Genomic DNA, 16,778 nt, shown 5'->3' with positions numbered 1-16,778 from the left:
GGGCTGCATTGCAGCCCTACTCATCCCAAGCCGAGCGCCAGTGGTGCGTTAGAAGCTATCGCCAGGCACGCGAACCCAGCCCTCCATCAGCACGCGAGCACTGCGGCTCATGATTGCCTTGGTCACCGTCCACTGGCCATCCACCTGGCGCGCCTCGGCCCCGACCCGCAAGGTGCCGGACGGATGACCGAAACGCACGGCACTGCGCTCACCCCCGCCCGCAGCGAGGTTGACCAAGGTGCCTGGAATGGCCGCGGCGGTACCGATGGCCACGGCCGCGGTACCCATCATCGCGTGGTGCAGCTTGCCCATGGACAACGCACGCACCAGCAGGTCGATGTCACCAGCCGCAACCGCCTTGCCACTGGACGCAGTGTAGGTGCTCGGCGGGGCAACGAAAGCCACCTTCGGCGTGTGCTGACGCCCGGCAGCCTGGTCGACATGCTCGATCAGGCCCATGCGCACGGCGCCATAGGCGCGGATGGTCTCGAAACGCAGCAGCGCCTGTGGGTCGCCGTTGATCGCATCCTGCAATTCGGTACCGGTGTAACCGATGTCGGCGGCATTGACGAACACGGTCGGGATGCCAGCGTTGATCAAGGTCGCCTTGAAGGTGCCGACACCCGGCACTTCCAGGTCGTCCACCAGGTTGCCGGTGGGGAACATCGCCCCACCATCGCCATCCTCGTCGGCGGCCGGGTCAAGGAACTCCAGCTGCACTTCGGCGGCCGGGAAAGTCACGCCGTCCAGTTCGAAGTCGCCGGTTTCCTGCACTTCGCCTTCGGTGATCGGTACATGGGCGATGATGGTCTTGCCAATGTTGGCCTGCCAGATGCGCACGGTGGCGATGCCGTTGCGCGGAATGCGCGCCGGATCGACCAGGCCGTTGCTGATGGCGAACGAGCCGACTGCGGCAGACAGGTTGCCGCAGTTGCCGCTCCAGTCGACGAAGGCCTTGTCGATGGCGACCTGGCCGAACAGGTAATCGACATCGTGCCCGGGCTTGATGCTCTTCGACAGGATCACCGTCTTGCTGGTGCTCGAAGTGGCGCCGCCCATGCCGTCGATCTGCTTGGCATAAGGGTCGGGGCTGCCGATCACCCGCAACAGCAAGGCGTCGCGCGCCGGACCTGGGACCTGGGCCACTTCCGGCAGGTCTTGCAGGCGGAAGAACACGCCCTTGCTGGTACCGCCACGGATGTACGTGGCGGGGATTCTCACTTGCGCTACATGTGCCATGTTCAAGTCCTGTTCAAGCGGTCGCTTCGAGGAAGTCCTGGGCAAAGCGCTGCAGCACCCCGCCCGCCTCATAGATCGACACTTCTTCAGCAGTGTCCAGGCGGCAGGTGACCGGCACTTCGACTCGCTCGCCATTGCGCCGCGTGACCACCAGAGTCAGCGTCGCCCGTGGCTTGCGCTGGCCGAGCACGTCATAGGTCTCGCTGCCATCCAGGCCGAGGGTCTTGCGGTCGGTGCCCGGCTTGAACTCCAGCGGCAACACGCCCATGCCCACCAGGTTGGTGCGGTGAATGCGCTCGAAGCCCTCGGCGACGATCGCCTCGACACCGGCCAGGCGCACGCCCTTGGCCGCCCAGTCACGGGACGAGCCCTGGCCATAGTCGCCACCGGCAACGATGATCAGCGGCTGCTTGCGCTCCATGTAGGTTTCGATGGCCTCCCACATGCGGGTGACCTTGCCTTCCGGCTCGATGCGCGCCAGCGAGCCTTGCTTCACGCTGCCGTCGTCCTTGCGCACCATTTCGTTGAACAGCTTGGGGTTGGCGAAGGTGGCGCGCTGCGCGGTCAGGTGGTCACCACGGTGGGTGGCGTAGGAGTTGAAGTCCTCCTCCGGCAGGCCCATCTTCGCCAGGTATTCACCCGCAGCGCTGTCGAGCAGGATGGCGTTGGACGGCGACAGGTGGTCGGTGGTGATGTTGTCCGGCAGCACCGCCAGCGGGCGCATGCCACGCAGTGTGCGTTCACCGGCCAAGGCCCCTTCCCAGTAAGGCGGGCGGCGGATATAGGTGCTCATCGGGCGCCATTCGTACAGCGGCGCGACTTTCGGCCCGCGGTCTTCCTCGATGGCGAACATCGGGATATAGACCTTGCGGAACTGCTCCGGCTTCACCGCTGCCCGCACGACTGCATCGATTTCCTCGTCGCTCGGCCAGATGTCCTTGAGGCGGATTTCCTTGCCGTCGACCACGCCCAGCACGTCCTTTTCGATGTCGAAGCGGATGGTGCCGGCAATCGCGTAGGCCACCACCAGCGGCGGCGAGGCGAGGAACGCCTGCTTGGCGTAAGGGTGGATACGCCCGTCGAAGTTGCGGTTGCCCGACAGCACGGCGGTGGCGTACAGGTCACGGTCGATGATTTCCTGCTGGATCACCGGGTCCAGTGCGCCGGACATGCCATTGCAGGTGGTGCAGGCGAAGGCGACGATGCCGAAGCCCAGTTGCTCCAGCTCCTTTTCCAGCCCCGCTTCTTCCAGGTATAGCTGCACGGCCTTGGAGCCGGGTGCCAGCGACGACTTGACCCACGGCTTGCGGTTGAGGCCGAGCTTGTTCGCGTTGCGCGCCAGGAGGCCGGCGGCAATCACGTTGCGCGGGTTGCTGGTGTTGGTGCAGCTGGTGATGGCGGCGATGATCACCGCGCCGTCGGGCATCTGCCCCGGCACTTCTTCCCAGGCGCCAGCGATGCCCTTGGCCGCCAGGTCGCTGGTAGCGACGCGGGCGTGCGGGTTGGACGGGCCGGCCATGTTGCGCACCACGCTCGACAGGTCGAAGCTCAGGGTACGTTCGTATTCGGCCTTGGCCAGGCTGTCGGCCCACAGGCCGGCAACCTTGGCGTAGGTTTCCACCAGCTGCACCTGCTGATCATCGCGCCCGGTCAGCTTGAGGTAGTCGATGGTCTGCTGATCGATGGCGAACATCGCAGCGGTGGCGCCGTATTCCGGGGCCATGTTGGAGATCGTGGCGCGGTCGCCCAGGGTCAAGGCGCGGGCGCCTTCGCCATGGAACTCGAGGTAGGCGCCGACGACTTTCTGCTTGCGCAGGAACTCGGTGAGGGCCAGCACCAGGTCGGTGGCGGTGATGTTCGGTGCCAGCTTGCCGGTCAGCTCGACGCCGACGATTTCCGGCAGGCGCATCCACGAGGCGCGGCCCAGCATGACGTTTTCGGCTTCCAGGCCGCCGACACCGATGGCGATCACGCCCAGGGCGTCGACATGCGGAGTGTGGCTGTCGGTGCCGACGCAGGTGTCCGGGTAGGCCACGCCGCGGTCGCTGTGGATGACCGGCGACATCTTCTCCAGGTTGATCTGGTGCATGATGCCGTTGCCGGGCTGGATCACGTCGACGTTCTTGAACGCCTTCTTGGTCCAGTTGATGAAATGGAAGCGGTCTTCGTTACGACGGTCTTCGATGGCGCGGTTCTTCTCGAACGCCTGTGGGTCGAAGCCACCGCACTCCACGGCCAGGGAGTGGTCGACGATCAGTTGCACCGGCACCACCGGGTTGACCTGGGCCGGGTCACCGCCTTTGTCGGCGATGGCATCACGCAAGCCGGCGAGGTCGACCAGGGCGGTCTGGCCGAGGATGTCATGGCACACCACGCGGGCCGGGAACCATGGGAAGTCGAGGTCGCGCTTGCGCTCGATCAGCTGGCCCAGCGAGGCGTCGAGGGTGGCCGGGTCGCAGCGGCGCACCAGGTTTTCGGCCAGCACGCGTGAGGTATACGGCAGGCTGTCGTAGGCACCGGGCTTGATGGCCTCGACGGCAGCGCGGGCATCGAAGTAGTCCAGGGCTGTGCCTGGCAGGTTCTTGCGGAATGCAGTATTCATCTTGGAGTCAGGCTCGGTCACAGGATTCGGAAGGTTGCCCCCGCTTCCACACGGGAAGCGGGTTGCCTCTCTTTATCTAATCAGCGCTGCTCGATCGGCACGAACTGGCGCTGTTCGACGCCGACATACTCGGCGCTCGGGCGGATGATGCGGTTGTTGGCGCGCTGTTCGAACACGTGCGCGGCCCAGCCAGTCAGGCGCGAGCAGACGAAGATCGGGGTGAACAGCTTGGTCGGGATGCCCATGAAGTGGTACGCCGAGGCATGGTAGAAGTCGGCGTTGGGGAACAGGCGTTTCTGCTCCCACATGGTTTTGTCGATGGCTTCGGAAACCGGGTACAGGACCGTGTCACCCACCTGGTCGGCAAGCTGCTTCGACCAGCCCTTGATCACCTCGTTGCGCGGGTCGGACTCTTTGTAGATCGCGTGGCCGAAGCCCATGATCTTGTCCTTGCGCTCCAGCATGCGCAGCAGTTCGGCGGTGGCCTCCTGCGGGCTCTGGAACCGCTCGATCAGTTCCATTGCCGCTTCGTTGGCGCCGCCGTGCAGCGGGCCGCGCAGCGAACCGATGGCAGCGGTCACACAGGAATACAGGTCGGACAGGGTCGAGGCGCAGACCCGTGCGGTAAAGGTCGAGGCGTTGAACTCGTGCTCGGCGTAGAGGATCAGCGACACGTTCATCACCTTGACGTGCAGCTCGCTCGGCTTCTTGCCATGCAGCAGGTGCAGGAAGTGGCCGCCGAGGGTGTCTTCGTCGCTGGTGCAGTCGATGCGCACGCCGTGGTGGGTGAAGCGGTACCAGTAGCACATCACGGCCGGGAACAGCGCTAGCAGGCGGTCGGTCTTCTCGCGCTGGGCGTCGAAGGTCAGCTCCGGCTCCAGGGTACCCAGCACCGAGCAACCGGTGCGCATCACGTCCATCGGGTGCGCATCGCGCGGGATGCGCTCGAGCACTTCCTTCAGCGCCTGCGGCAGGTCACGCAGGCCCTTGAGCTTGCGCTTGTAGTCGGCCAGTTCGGCCTTGCTTGGCAGCTCGCCGTACAGCAGCAGGTAGGCGACTTCTTCGAATTCGGCACCGGCGGCCAGGTCACGGACGTCGTAGCCACGGTAGGTCAGGCCGGCACCGGCCTGGCCCACGGTCGACAGTGCGGTCTGGCCGGCCACCTGGCCGCGCAGGCCAGCGCCACTGAGTACTTTTGCTTCGGCCATGGTGTTTCTCCTTTCTTGAACTTGTTATAGGAAGCGATCTGGCTAATTCGGGAGCGGTACGCTCAACCTTTCTTCTGCGCGAACAGCGCGTCGAGGCTCTGCTCGAAAGCGTGATAACCAATGGCATCGTAGAGCTCCATGCGGGTCTGCATGGTGTCGATCACGTTCTTCTGCGTGCCGTCGCGGCGCAGTGCGGTATAGACGTTCTCCGCCGCCTTGTTCATGGCGCGGAACGCCGACAGCGGGTACAGCACCAGCGACACGTCGACCGAGGCCAGCTCTTCGGTGGTGTACAGCGGCGTGGCACCGAATTCGGTGATGTTGGCCAGGATCGGTGCTTGCACCCGGTCGGCGAAGGTCTTGTACATCGACAGTTCGGTGATGGCTTCCGGGAAGATCATGTCGGCACCAGCCTCGATGCAGGCGGCAGCCCGGTCCAGGGCGGCGTTCAGGCCTTCCACCGCCAGGGCGTCGGTACGCGCCATGATCACGAAGCTGTCATCGGTGCGGGCGTCCACTGCTGCCTTGATGCGGTCGACCATCTCCTGTTGGGTGACGATCTCCTTGTTCGGGCGATGGCCGCAGCGCTTGGCGCCGACCTGATCCTCGATGTGGATAGCCGCAGCACCGAACTTGCACATCGAGCGCACGGTGCGGGCAACGTTGAAGGCCGAGGCGCCGAAACCGGTGTCGACATCCACCAGCAGCGGCACGTCGCAGACGTCGGTGATGCGGCGCACATCGGTCAGCACGTCATCCAGGCCACTGATGCCCAGGTCAGGCAGGCCCAGGGAGCCGGCAGCAACGCCGCCACCGGACAGGTAGATGGCCTTGAAACCGGCACGCTTGGCCAGCAGTGCATGGTTGGCGTTGATCGCGCCGACCACTTGCAGGGGATGTTCGGCGGCAACGGCGTCGCGGAAACGCTGACCGGGGGTGCTCTTCACAGTCATTTCTCACCTCGTGGGCTGTTGTTGTTGGCGTCCAGATAGTGACGCTCGATGTTGCGCTTGGACGCGCCGATGTGGCGGCGCATCAGGAGTTCGGCCAGTTCGCCGTCACGGTCGGCGATGGCATCGAGAATGCGGTGGTGTTCGGCAAAGGCCTGGCGCGGCCGGTTGGGCGTGGCGGAAAACTGGATGCGGTACATGCGCACCAATTGGTACAGCTCGCCGCAGAGCATCTTGACCAGGGTCTGGTTGCCGCTGCCCTGGATGATCCGGTAATGGAAGTCGTAATCGCCTTCCTGCTGGTAATAGCCAAGCCCGGCCTGGAACGCGGCATCGCGCTCGTGGGTATCGAGCACCCGGCGCAGCTCGTCGATGTCGGCCTGGCTCATGCGCTCGGCGGCCAGGCGGCAGGCCATGCCTTCCAGTGACTCGCGGATTTCGTAGAGTTCGATCAGCTCGGCGTGGTTGAGCGACACCACCCGCGCGCCGACATGCGGCACGCGCACCAGCAGACGCTGGCCCTCCAGCCGATGGATGGCCTCGCGCAGCGGGCCGCGGCTGATGCCATAGGTGCGCGCCAGCTCCGGTTCGGAGATCTTGCTGCCTGGGGCGATGTCGCCCTTTACGATCGCCGCCTGGATGCGCCGGAAGACATTCTCGGACAAGGTTTCCGTTTCGTCCGACTCGACGGGGCTCGGGGTGGTCAGGTCCAGCATATTGTCGACACCTTGCTAATCTCTTGAGCAGAAACTAGCGAATCACAGGCATGCAGTCAAAGACAAAATGAATATTGTCGACAATCGTCTAAGAACGAACTTACCCAGTGATGGCGTTGTCAGATCGCGGCACGCTGGCGTCAAGACGCCGGCGTGATAGAATGCCGCGCCTTCAACGGGGTATCGATAGTGTATTTGTCATCAATTCATGTTGTTGACAGATGAACGAGGAAGCTTGCGCAGTCGTTGCCAGTCACCTTTGCCCCCGAACACTGCACAGCTCAGCACCGCGCCAGGACTATGAGACTTACACCCGTATTATTGCTGTTATGCCTTACCCTGCTGCCGGCCCTTGGCCAGGCGGCGGGCAAGACCGTGTACGGTCTGAACGAATACGCCCGGCTCGGCGACCTTGACCTGGAAGTGGCCGCCAAGCTCGACACCGGGGCCAAGACCGCGTCGCTCAGTGCCCGCGACATCAAGCGCTTCAAGCGCAACGGCGAAAGCTGGGTGCGCTTCTACCTGGCCATCGACGCCGCCCATTCGCACCCCATCGAACGCCCCCTGGCGCGCGTGAGCAAGATCAAGCGCCGCGCTGGCGACTATGATGCGGAATCCGGCAAGGCCTACACCGCCCGTCCGGTCATCGAACTTGAAATCTGCATGGGCCAGGCCCGACGCACCATCGAAGTCAACCTCACCGACCGCAGCGCCTTCCAGTTCCCGCTGCTGATCGGCTCCGAGGCGCTCAAGCACTTCGACGCGCTGGTCGACCCAAGCCTTAAATACGCGGCCGGCAAACCTGCCTGTGCCACCGACGCTCCCAAAGCAGAGTAACCCCGATGCGCTCTCTTACCCTCCATCTGAAAGTCCTGATCACCGTGCTGGTGCTGCTCGGCGTGGCGGTCACGGCCTATCAGATCTTCGTGCTCGGCATCCCGGTGACCGAGGACGAGACCGACGACTTGTGGAACATCGACGCCAAGGTCGAGTTCGTCGCCAGCTCCAAGGACCCGGTCAAGATCCAGATGTTCGTGCCGCCGCTGAACCGTGACTACGTCAGCCTCAACGAGAGCTTCATCTCCAACAACTACGGCGTCAGCGTCAACCGCGCGGATGGCAACCGCAAAGTGACCTGGTCGGCGCGCCGCGTCAGCGGCAACCAGACCCTGTACTACCGCCTGGTGCTGACCAAGCGCTACAGCAACGAAAAATCCGCCATCAAAGGCCCGACCTTCCGTGACAGCCTGGCCATCGACGGCCCCGAGAAGATCGCCGCAGAAGCCCTGATGGCACCGATCCGCCAGCACTCGGCCGACGTCGAGACCTTCGTCAGCGAGACCATCAAGCGGGTCAACAACCTCAACGACGACAACGTCAAGCTGCTGCTGGCCGGCGACACTTCGCCGATGAAGAAGGCCCAGGTCATCGACCTGCTGCTGTCGATTGCCCACGTGCCGATGGAAAAGGTCCACACCATCCGGCTGGTTGCCGACACCCCGCAAACGCCTGAACTGTGGCTGCGCAGCTTCAACGGCAACGACTGGCTGTACTTCAACCCGGACACCGGCGAACAGGGCCTGCCGGCCGACCGCCTGCTGTGGTGGACCGGTGATGACAACCTGATCACCGTCGATGGCGGCAAGAAGGCCAACGTCACCTTCAGCATGAACAACAGCGAGATGAACGCCATCCGCCTGGCCAAGCTGACCGACGAGAACACCGACGCCGACTTCCTCGAATATTCGCTGTACGGCCTGCCACTGCAGACCCAACAGACCTTCATGATCATGGTGATGATCCCGATCGGCGTGCTGGTGATCCTGATCCTGCGCAACCTGATCGGTATCCAGACCCTGGGTACCTTCACCCCGGTGCTGATCGCCCTGGCCTTCCGCGAAACCCAGCTGGGCTTCGGCATCGTGCTGTTCACGGTGATCACCGCGCTGGGCCTGTCGCTACGCTCGTACCTGGAACACCTGAAGCTGCAAATGCTGCCGCGCCTGTCGGTGGTGCTGACCTTCGTCGTGGTCCTGATTGCCGCCATCAGCCTGTTCAGCCACAAGCTGGGCCTGGAGCGCGGCCTTTCGGTGGCGCTGTTCCCGATGGTGATCCTGACCATGACCATCGAACGTCTGTCGATCACCTGGGAAGAGCGCGGTGGTGGCCATGCCATGAAAGTAGCGATCGGCACCCTGTTCGCCGCCTCCCTGGCGCACCTGCTGATGATGGTGCCGGAGCTGGTGTACTTCGTCTTCACCTTCCCGGCCGTGCTGTTGATCCTGGTGGGCTTCATGCTGGCAATGGGTCGCTACCGCGGCTACCGCCTGACCGAGCTCGTGCGCTTCAAGGCATTCCTGAAGAAGGCTGACGCCTGATGTTCGGCCTGCTCAAGACGTGGAAAGCCCTGGAGGCCCGGGGCATCATGGGGATCAACCGGCGTAACGCGGACTATGTACTGAAGTACAACAAGCGCAGCCTGTACCCGATCGTCGACGACAAGATCATCACCAAGGAGCGTGCCCTCGCCGCTGGCATCCATGTGCCAGAGATGTACGGCATCATCGAGACCGAGAAGCAGATCGAAAAGCTTCACGAGATCATCGGCGAGCGCAACGACTTCGTCATCAAGCCGGCGCAGGGCGCCGGCGGTGACGGCATCCTGGTGATCGCCGACCGCTTCGAAGACCGCTATCGCACGGTGTCGGGAAAGATCATCAGCCACGAGGAAATCGAGCACCAGGTGTCGAGCATCCTCACCGGCCTGTACTCGCTAGGCGGCCATCGCGACCGTGCGCTGATCGAGTACCGGGTGACCCCGGACCAGATCTTCAAGAGCATCAGCTACGAAGGCGTGCCGGACATCCGCATCATCGTGCTGATGGGCTACCCGGTGATGGCCATGCTGCGCCTGCCGACCCGCCAGTCCGGCGGCAAGGCCAACCTGCACCAGGGCGCCATCGGCGTGGGTGTGGACCTGGCCACCGGCGTGACCCTGCGCGGCACCTGGCTGAACAACATCATCAGCAAGCACCCGGACACCACCAACGCGGTGGACGGCGTGCAATTGCCGAACTGGGACGGCTTCATGAAGCTGGCCGCCGGCTGCTACGAGCTGTGCGGGCTGGGCTACATCGGCGTGGACATGGTGCTGGACCAGGACAAGGGACCGCTGATTCTCGAGCTCAACGCCCGCCCCGGCCTGAACATCCAGATCGCCAACGACACCGGGCTGACCCAGCGCACCCATGCCATCGAAGCGCACATCGAAGCGCTGGCCAAGGAAGGCATTACCGAAGACGCCGAGCAGCGCGTACGCGTGACCCAGAATCTGTTCGGGCACGTGCATCCGCGTTAAGCCCCTGGGGCTGCTGCGCAGCCCCAGGCAATGTTTAATATCGCGCCTGGTGCTAGGCGCATTTCCTACACAGGTCTACAATCGCTCCCTCGCTTTTACATCGCCGTCCACACTGATGCCGACCTGTACGCTCCACCCCCTGCCCTATCAGCCCGACCCCGCTGCCTATTTCGCTCGCCTGCGCCAGGCCTCCGGCGCGATCCTGCTCGACAGCGCCCGCCCCGGCGCCGAACGCGGCCGCTTCGACCTGCTCAGCGCCTGGCCCGTGCAACACCTGCAGGCCCAGCCCGAAGAGGACGGCCGCGCCTTTCTCGAACGCCTGCGTGCCAGCCTGGCGCAACTCGGTGAAGCACAGCTGCCCGCCGGCATCGAGCTACCCTTCGCCGGCGGCCTGATCGGCTACCTGAGCTACGACTTCGGCCGCCGCCTGGAACAGCTGCCCAGCCTTGCGAGCGACGACCTGGCTTTGCCCGATGCACAGCTGGGCCTATACGCCTGGGCAATGGTGACCGACCACCAGCTTGGCACCAGTCAACTGGTGTTCCACCCTAGCCTGGCGCCTGAAGAGCGGCTTCGCCTGACGGCATTGTTCGAGACTGTCGACACCTCTACGTTCGGCGATTTCCAGCTGCTTGCCCCGATGCAGGGCGACCTGCAACCCGAACAGTACCAGGGCGCCTTCGATAAGGTGCAGCGCTACATCGAGGCCGGCGACTGCTACCAGATCAACCTCACCCAGCGCTTTCGCGCCCCCTGCCACGGCGACCCGTGGCACGCCTACCAGGCCCTGCGCCAAGCCTGCCCGACGCCATTCTCCGGTTACCAGCAGCTGGCAGACGGCAGCGCACTGCTGAGTTTCTCCCCAGAGCGCTTCATCCGCGTCAGCCAGGGCCAGGTGGAAACCCGCCCGATCAAGGGCACCCGCCCGCGCTCGGCCGACCCCGCCGAAGACGCGCGCAATGCCGAAGAGCTGCGCCACAGCGCCAAGGACCGCTCGGAAAACCTGATGATCGTCGACCTGCTGCGCAACGACCTGGGGCGCACCTGCGAAATCGGCTCGGTGAAGGTGCCGGAGCTGTTCAGCCTGGAAAGCTACCCCAACGTCCACCACCTGGTCAGCAGCGTCACCGGCCAGCTGGCCCGCGACAAGGACGCCCTGGACCTGATCGGCGACAGCTTCCCGGGCGGGTCGATCACCGGTGCCCCGAAGATCCGCGCCATGCAGATCATCGACGAACTGGAACCCACCCGCCGCGCGCTGTATTGCGGCTCGCTGCTGTACGTGGACGTGCGTGGCGAAATGGACAGCTCCATCGCCATCCGCAGCCTGCTGGTCAAGGATGGTCAGGTCAGTTGCTGGGGCGGCGGCGCAGTGGTGGCCGACTCGAACTGGCAGGCCGAATACGAGGAATCGATTGCCAAGGTGCGGGTGCTGATGGAAACGCTGCAGAGCCTTTGAGGCTCATCGCCAGGCGTCTACCCCGCCATTTTTTGTTACCATCACCCCATTACGAGCGCACAGCGCCACAGCCAAGATGGAAACCGCCTGATGAGCCAACCCTTCGACGTCGCCGCCCTGGCCGCGACCTATGCCAACAAGTCCCCGCAGGACATCCTCAAGCTCGCCTTCGAGCACTTTGGCGACGACCTGTGGATCTCCTTCAGCGGCGCCGAGGATGTGGTGCTGGTCGACATGGCCTGGAAGCTGAACAAGCAGGTCAAGGTATTCAGCCTCGACACCGGCCGCCTGCACCCGGAGACCTACCGTTTCATCGACCAGGTGCGCGAGCAGTACAACCTGCCGATCGAAATCCTCAGCCCGGATCGCGCCAAGCTCGACCCGTTCGTCAAGGAAAAAGGCCTGTTCAGCTTCTACAAGGACGGCCACGGCGAATGCTGCGGCATCCGCAAGATCGAACCACTGCGGCGCAAGCTCGCCACCGTCAGTGCCTGGGCCACAGGCCAGCGTCGCGACCAGAGCCCAGGCACCCGCAGCCAGGTGGCAGCGCTGGAAATCGACGGCGCGTTCTCCACGCCCGAGCGCACCCTGTACAAGTTCAACCCGCTGGCGCAGATGACCAGCGAGGAAGTGTGGGGTTACATCCGCATGCTCGAACTGCCGTACAACAGCCTGCACGAACGCGGCTTCATCAGCATCGGTTGCGAGCCTTGCACGCGCCCAGTGCTGCCGAACCAGCACGAGCGCGAAGGCCGCTGGTGGTGGGAAGAGTCGACCCAGAAGGAATGCGGGCTGCATGCCGGCAACCTGATCAGCAAAGCCTGATTCGCAGGCAAAGAAAAACCGGCCCAAGGGCCGGTTTTTTCGTTTCTGCCGTACTCAGTGCACCGGCAACTCAACGCCTTCGAACAGCTCTTCGAGTTCCTGCTTGTTGTGGCACTGGATGGCCTTGGCCATCACTTCACGGGTCAGGTGGGGTGCGAATTTCTCGATGAAATCGCACATGAAGCCACGCAGGAAGGTACCACGGCGGAAGCCGATCTTGGTGATGCTGGCTTCGAACAGCTCGCTGGCATCCAACGCCACCAGGTCGCTGTCGAGCTTGGTGTCGACTGCCATCTTGGCCACGATGCCCACGCCCAGCCCCAGGCGGACATACGTCTTGATCACGTCGGCGTCAGCAGCGGTGAACACCACTTTCGGCGTCAGGCCACGGTGGTTGAAGGCTTCGTCCAGCTTCGAACGGCCAGTGAAACCGAACACGTAGGTGACGATCGGGTATTCCGCAACCGCTTCCAGGGTCAGCTTCGGCAGTTTGGTCAGCGGGTGACCTTGCGGCACCACCACACAACGATTCCACTTGTAGCACGGCATCATGATCAGGTCGCCGAACAGCTCAAGCGCCTCGGTGGCGATGGCGAAATCGACGGTGCCGTCGGCCGCCATTTCCGCGATCTGCATGGGCGAGCCCTGATGCATGTGCAAGGCCACTTCCGGATACTGCTTGATGAAGCTGCTGATCACCGGTGGCAGCGCATAGCGTGCCTGAGTGTGGGTGGTGGCGATGGACAGCGTGCCCTTCTTCTCGTTGGAGAACTCCTGAGCGATCTGCTTGATGCTCTCGACCTTGCGCAGGATCTCGCCAGCGGTGTTGATGATGCGCTCACCGGCCGGGGTTACGCGGGTCAGGTGCTTGCCGCTGCGGGCAAAGACTTCAACACCCAGTTCGTCCTCGAGCAGGCGGATCTGCTTGCTGATCCCCGGCTGCGAGGTGTACAGGCTCTGCGCCGTCGCGGAGACGTTGAGGTCATGGTGCGCCACTTCCCAGATGTAGCGCAGTTGTTGAAGCTTCATAGGTTTCCCTCGAATCGGCGATAAGTCAGCGGCAGCAGGCAGCGACGAGATATAACTATATTAGTGGTTCTCGAAATAAAACTAGAACTATTTTGTTACACGCGCCTCCGAACTAACCTACCGCCAGCTTCACAATTTCCTACGCCCAAGGTGCTGCGAGAGCGGCACCATGTACACCGGTACCGGCGACAGTTGCAGCAAGCGCACCGCCGTTCGGCCAATCGGCACATCCACCCCGGCACCGGCTGTGTGGCTGCCGAAAATCAGCAGGTCGACGCTCAGCCGCTGCGCCTGCTCGAGGATGACCTGCGCCGGGTCACCCTGGCGCACCCGTACCGCCTTGATCAATGCCAGGTCTGCATCCCCGCCCAATTCGTCACGAAAGTTTTCCAGCACCCGCTGCTCGATATTGGCCATCACCGTGTTGACGCCTTCGCTGTGCAATTCATCCAGCGTCTGTTCATCGAGGTAACTCTGCAGCAGGGACTCGGCGAACTGCCCCATGGGCTCCACCGCATGAATCACGTAGAGCTCTGCGCTGAAGGCGCGAGCCAGGGTCAGGGCGTGCTGCATGACAAAAGGTGCGTAGACACCGAGGTCGGTGGCGTACAGCATGGAGCGGATCATTCGACCTCCTCGACTGCCGTTGCGGCAGAGCAAGCTTCAGCTTAGCAGCGCACCGGACCCGCGCTTTGCCGTCCGGCGCACTGCTGATGCGGCCTGCAGAGGATTCAGCCAGCCCGGTTGGTGCGGTCGATGAAAGCCAGGGCCTGATGCAGCATGTGCATCCGCGGCAGGCTGCAGCCGGCCGCCTGAGCGCGAGCAATCGGCTCGGCATAGATCGCCTGCAGCTCCAACGGGCGATGCTGGACATGGTCGTGGTACATGCTTGGCCAGTAATCGGGCATCTGTTCGGTCATGCTGAACAGCTGCTCGGCATAGCCCGCCGGCAGCTCATGCCCACACGCGGCGGCACCCTGCACCACTTCAGCCATCAGCGCCTGGATCAACTCGCGGCTGTCGGCATCGGCCATCAGCGGCGTGGTACTGGCCCCCAGCAACACCGATAGACCGTTGTACGGCACGTTCCACACCAGTTTCTGCCAGCGCGCCTGACCGAGATTGGCCATGGCCTGGGAGTCGATGCCCGCCGCACGGAACAACCCGGCGCCCGCTTCGATGATCGCCGCACCGCCATCTTCGGCCGGCCCGCTGTGATAGCCGAGGTTGACCGCACCCAGCGCCTGGTGACGAATCACCCCTGGGGCCTGGCGATTGACGCAAATGAAACACAAGCCGCCAAGCAAATGCAGGTTGCCCGGCAAGGCCACCCTCAACTGCTCCTCCACGCCGAGGCCATTCTGCAACAGCACCACCTTGGCATCAGCAGCGGCGGCCTGGACGATCAGCGGTGCAAGTTCGGTATTGCCGGTCGCCTTGGCGCCCACCAGCAGCCAGTCGCAGGGCGGCATGTCGGCAGCGCTGGCGTAGGCATTGACCGGCATCTGTAGCGTGCCATGCACGGCATGCTCGAGCTTCAGGCCCTGTTCGCGCACCACGTCATATTCGCTGCGCAGCAGGAAATGCACATCGAAACCGGCGCGTGCCAGCATCAGCCCATAGAAGCCACCGATAGCACCGCTGCCGATGATGCCGATACGCGGTTTGCGAGGGTTCATGCTGCTCTCCATCTCTGATTCTGATGCGCTTTTCTACACCGTTTACGGCCTTCTGCGCACCCTGAATGCAGTTCAAGCCCCTTGCGCCAGGGAAAAACCCTGCACTGCGTGGCACAGGCCATTGTCGCGCCCCCAGTAACGCGCTAAGGTTCTGCTCCCCGCTGCGAACATTATTGCTGCTGGGCCGCACGGGGATTGCTGGCGGCCGGCACCCGTGACCTGACGAGTAACACGATGGCTGATTTACCGATCGACGACCTTAACGTTGCTTCCAACGAGACCTTGATCACCCCCGATCAGCTCAAGAAGGAAATCCCCCTCAGCGCCAAGGCCCTGCAGACCGTGACTGCCGGCCGCGAAGTGGTGCGCAATATCCTCGACGGCAAGGACCATCGCCTGTTCGTGGTGGTCGGCCCCTGCTCCATCCATGACATCAAGGCCGCCCACGAATACGCCGAGCGCCTAAAGGTGCTGGCCGAAGAAGTGTCCGATACGCTGTACCTGGTCATGCGTGTGTACTTTGAAAAGCCACGCACCACCGTCGGCTGGAAAGGCCTGATCAACGACCCGTACCTGGATGACTCGTTCAAGATCCAGGACGGCCTGCACATTGGCCGCAAGCTGCTGCTGGACCTGGCCGAAATGGGCCTGCCGACCGCCACCGAAGCACTCGACCCGATCTCCCCGCAGTACCTGCAGGACCTGATCAGCTGGTCGGCCATCGGCGCCCGCACTACCGAATCGCAGACCCACCGCGAGATGGCCTCGGGCCTGTCCTCGGCGGTCGGTTTCAAGAACGGCACCGATGGCGGCCTGACCGTGGCCATCAACGCCTTGCAGTCGGTGTCCAAGCCGCACCGCTTCCTCGGCATCAACCAGGAAGGCGGCGTGTCGATCGTCACCACCAAGGGCAACCCGTATGGCCACGTGGTGCTGCGTGGCGGCAACGGCAAGCCGAACTACGATTCGGTCAGTGTCGCCCTGTGCGAACAGGACCTGGCCAAGGCCAAGATCAAGGCCAATATCATGGTGGACTGCAGCCACGCCAACTCCAACAAGGACCCGGCCCTGCAGCCACTGGTCATGGAGAACGTCGCCAACCAGATCCTCGAAGGCAACCAGTCGATCATCGGCCTGATGGTCGAAAGCCACCTGAACTGGGGCTGCCAGTCGATCCCGAAAAACCTCGACGAACTGCAGTACGGCGTGTCGGTCACCGATGCCTGCATCGACTGGTCGGCCACCGAGAAAACCTTGCGCAGCATGCACGCCAAGCTCAAGGATGTGCTGCCACAGCGCAAGCGCGGCTGAACTTCAGCGCAATGAAGAACGCCGGGCATTGCCCGGCGTTCTTGTATCTGGCGTTTGTCGCCCGTTCAAGCCTTGCTCGAATGGCGCTGTTGACGCTCCATGTAGCGCTCCACATACGAGCAGGAAGGGATCACCGTGTAACCCATCTGGTCGGCGTACTCGAGGGCCTTCTCGGTCAACGCTGCTGCGATCCCGCGGCCACGCAGGGCGTTGGGTACGAAAGTGCGATAGATGTCCAGCGTCTGCTTGCCCAGGTCCATGTACGTCAGGTAGGCACGATGACCGTCCACGTTGGTTTCGAACTGATGACCGGCCTGGTCATGGTGGATGGTCAGCGCTTCACTCATCACTACTCCTCGCTGGTCTTTCTGGCAGACCCTTACCTTAACCGATGTGGTTTAT

General features: G+C 63.3%; 15 protein-coding genes. 6 read left to right on the top strand and 9 right to left on the bottom strand.

The window, feature by feature from the left end:
- Nucleotides 1–48: 48 nt before the first annotated feature.
- The 5 genes from prpF to BGP85_RS00650 all read right to left on the bottom strand — a co-directional run bounded on the left by prpF (nucleotide 49) and on the right by BGP85_RS00650 (nucleotide 6,715).
- Complete coding sequence (gene prpF / locus BGP85_RS00670; protein ID WP_103448143.1) at nucleotides 49–1,239, bottom strand: 2-methylaconitate cis-trans isomerase PrpF; 1,191 nt, start codon at nucleotides 1,237–1,239, stop codon at nucleotides 49–51.
- 13 nt (nucleotides 1,240–1,252) lie between these two features.
- The gene (gene acnD / locus BGP85_RS00665) at nucleotides 1,253–3,841 is read right to left on the bottom strand and encodes a Fe/S-dependent 2-methylisocitrate dehydratase AcnD (RefSeq protein ID WP_103448144.1); all 2,589 of its coding nucleotides are present in this window, start codon (nucleotides 3,839–3,841) and stop codon (nucleotides 1,253–1,255) included.
- Between the two features lie 80 nt (nucleotides 3,842–3,921).
- The gene (gene prpC / locus BGP85_RS00660) at nucleotides 3,922–5,049 is read right to left on the bottom strand and encodes a bifunctional 2-methylcitrate synthase/citrate synthase (RefSeq protein WP_060483892.1); all 1,128 of its coding nucleotides are present in this window, start codon (nucleotides 5,047–5,049) and stop codon (nucleotides 3,922–3,924) included.
- 62 nt (nucleotides 5,050–5,111) lie between these two features.
- Nucleotides 5,112–6,002: a methylisocitrate lyase gene (gene prpB / locus BGP85_RS00655; RefSeq protein WP_027919649.1), complete on the bottom strand. Its 891-nt coding sequence runs from the start codon at nucleotides 6,000–6,002 to the stop codon at nucleotides 5,112–5,114.
- Entirely contained in the window at nucleotides 5,999–6,715 is a 717-nt protein-coding gene (locus BGP85_RS00650) for a GntR family transcriptional regulator (RefSeq protein WP_103448145.1), read from the bottom strand. Before BGP85_RS00650 ends, prpB begins: the two co-directional genes overlap by 4 nt.
- Before the next feature lie 300 nt (nucleotides 6,716–7,015).
- Between BGP85_RS00650 and rloA the strand changes: the two genes are divergently transcribed.
- The 5 genes from rloA to BGP85_RS00625 all read left to right on the top strand — a co-directional run bounded on the left by rloA (nucleotide 7,016) and on the right by BGP85_RS00625 (nucleotide 12,357).
- Nucleotides 7,016–7,552, top strand: a complete 537-nt coding sequence (gene rloA / locus BGP85_RS00645) for a retropepsin-like aspartic peptidase RloA (protein ID WP_027919647.1) — start codon at nucleotides 7,016–7,018, stop codon at nucleotides 7,550–7,552.
- Between the two features lie 5 nt (nucleotides 7,553–7,557).
- Entirely contained in the window at nucleotides 7,558–9,093 is a 1,536-nt protein-coding gene (gene rloB, locus BGP85_RS00640) for an osmotic stress tolerance membrane protein RloB (protein ID WP_027919646.1), read from the top strand.
- Entirely contained in the window at nucleotides 9,093–10,073 is a 981-nt protein-coding gene (locus BGP85_RS00635; RefSeq protein ID WP_103448146.1) for an alpha-L-glutamate ligase-like protein, read from the top strand. Before rloB ends, BGP85_RS00635 begins: the two co-directional genes overlap by 1 nt.
- 115 nt (nucleotides 10,074–10,188) lie before the next feature.
- Nucleotides 10,189–11,532, top strand: coding sequence for an aminodeoxychorismate synthase component I (gene pabB, locus BGP85_RS00630; RefSeq protein ID WP_103448147.1), 1,344 nt, complete (start codon nucleotides 10,189–10,191; stop codon nucleotides 11,530–11,532).
- 90 nt (nucleotides 11,533–11,622) lie between these two features.
- The gene (locus tag BGP85_RS00625) at nucleotides 11,623–12,357 is read left to right on the top strand and encodes a phosphoadenylyl-sulfate reductase (RefSeq protein ID WP_103448148.1); all 735 of its coding nucleotides are present in this window, start codon (nucleotides 11,623–11,625) and stop codon (nucleotides 12,355–12,357) included.
- 54 nt (nucleotides 12,358–12,411) lie between these two features.
- Here the strand turns inward: BGP85_RS00625 and cysB are convergent, their stop codons facing one another.
- The 3 genes from cysB to BGP85_RS00610 all read right to left on the bottom strand — a co-directional run bounded on the left by cysB (nucleotide 12,412) and on the right by BGP85_RS00610 (nucleotide 15,065).
- Nucleotides 12,412–13,386 (bottom strand): HTH-type transcriptional regulator CysB, encoded by a 975-nt coding sequence (cysB, locus tag BGP85_RS00620; protein WP_027593928.1) that lies wholly within the window; start codon nucleotides 13,384–13,386, stop codon nucleotides 12,412–12,414.
- A gap of 129 nt (nucleotides 13,387–13,515) precedes the next feature.
- A complete protein-coding gene (locus tag BGP85_RS00615) occupies nucleotides 13,516–14,013 on the bottom strand; it encodes a universal stress protein (RefSeq protein WP_103448149.1) in 498 nt (165 codons plus the stop codon).
- 104 nt (nucleotides 14,014–14,117) lie between these two features.
- Nucleotides 14,118–15,065, bottom strand: coding sequence for a putative 2-dehydropantoate 2-reductase (locus BGP85_RS00610; protein WP_103448150.1), 948 nt, complete (start codon nucleotides 15,063–15,065; stop codon nucleotides 14,118–14,120).
- Nucleotides 15,066–15,299: 234 nt separating this feature from the next.
- On the opposite strand from BGP85_RS00610, the gene BGP85_RS00605 reads away from it, so the two are divergent.
- Nucleotides 15,300–16,376 carry a 3-deoxy-7-phosphoheptulonate synthase gene (locus BGP85_RS00605; protein WP_054901725.1) on the top strand — a complete coding sequence of 359 codons (1,077 nt, stop codon included), beginning with the start codon at nucleotides 15,300–15,302 and terminating at the stop codon, nucleotides 16,374–16,376.
- A gap of 65 nt (nucleotides 16,377–16,441) precedes the next feature.
- Here BGP85_RS00605 and BGP85_RS00600 read toward each other — a convergent pair whose 3' ends face one another.
- Nucleotides 16,442–16,723, bottom strand: coding sequence for a GNAT family N-acetyltransferase (locus BGP85_RS00600; RefSeq protein ID WP_008095521.1), 282 nt, complete (start codon nucleotides 16,721–16,723; stop codon nucleotides 16,442–16,444).
- Nucleotides 16,724–16,778 lie beyond the last annotated feature (55 nt).

The sequence above is a fragment of the Pseudomonas putida genome (assembly GCF_002906855.1).
Lineage (GTDB): Bacteria > Pseudomonadota > Gammaproteobacteria > Pseudomonadales > Pseudomonadaceae > Aquipseudomonas > Aquipseudomonas putida_N.
Note: the sequence above shows the minus strand (reverse complement) of the source record. Positions and strands in the feature narration are given on the sequence as shown.

What these genes read in the sequence shown, in the direction of transcription:
- prpF (WP_103448143.1), bottom strand. Translation starts at nt 1,239, where the DNA reads ATGGCACATGTAGCGCAAGTGAGAATCCCCGCCACGTACATCCGTGGC.
- acnD (WP_103448144.1), bottom strand. Translation starts at nt 3,841, where the DNA reads ATGAATACTGCATTCCGCAAGAACCTGCCAGGCACAGCCCTGGACTAC.
- prpC (WP_060483892.1), bottom strand. Translation starts at nt 5,049, where the DNA reads ATGGCCGAAGCAAAAGTACTCAGTGGCGCTGGCCTGCGCGGCCAGGTG.
- prpB (WP_027919649.1), bottom strand. Translation starts at nt 6,002, where the DNA reads ATGACTGTGAAGAGCACCCCCGGTCAGCGTTTCCGCGACGCCGTTGCC.
- BGP85_RS00650 (WP_103448145.1), bottom strand. Translation starts at nt 6,715, where the DNA reads ATGCTGGACCTGACCACCCCGAGCCCCGTCGAGTCGGACGAAACGGAA.
- rloA (WP_027919647.1), top strand. Translation starts at nt 7,016, where the DNA reads ATGAGACTTACACCCGTATTATTGCTGTTATGCCTTACCCTGCTGCCG.
- rloB (WP_027919646.1), top strand. Translation starts at nt 7,558, where the DNA reads ATGCGCTCTCTTACCCTCCATCTGAAAGTCCTGATCACCGTGCTGGTG.
- BGP85_RS00635 (WP_103448146.1), top strand. Translation starts at nt 9,093, where the DNA reads ATGTTCGGCCTGCTCAAGACGTGGAAAGCCCTGGAGGCCCGGGGCATC.
- pabB (WP_103448147.1), top strand. Translation starts at nt 10,189, where the DNA reads ATGCCGACCTGTACGCTCCACCCCCTGCCCTATCAGCCCGACCCCGCT.
- BGP85_RS00625 (WP_103448148.1), top strand. Translation starts at nt 11,623, where the DNA reads ATGAGCCAACCCTTCGACGTCGCCGCCCTGGCCGCGACCTATGCCAAC.
- cysB (WP_027593928.1), bottom strand. Translation starts at nt 13,386, where the DNA reads ATGAAGCTTCAACAACTGCGCTACATCTGGGAAGTGGCGCACCATGAC.
- BGP85_RS00615 (WP_103448149.1), bottom strand. Translation starts at nt 14,013, where the DNA reads ATGATCCGCTCCATGCTGTACGCCACCGACCTCGGTGTCTACGCACCT.
- BGP85_RS00610 (WP_103448150.1), bottom strand. Translation starts at nt 15,065, where the DNA reads ATGAACCCTCGCAAACCGCGTATCGGCATCATCGGCAGCGGTGCTATC.
- BGP85_RS00605 (WP_054901725.1), top strand. Translation starts at nt 15,300, where the DNA reads ATGGCTGATTTACCGATCGACGACCTTAACGTTGCTTCCAACGAGACC.
- BGP85_RS00600 (WP_008095521.1), bottom strand. Translation starts at nt 16,723, where the DNA reads ATGAGTGAAGCGCTGACCATCCACCATGACCAGGCCGGTCATCAGTTC.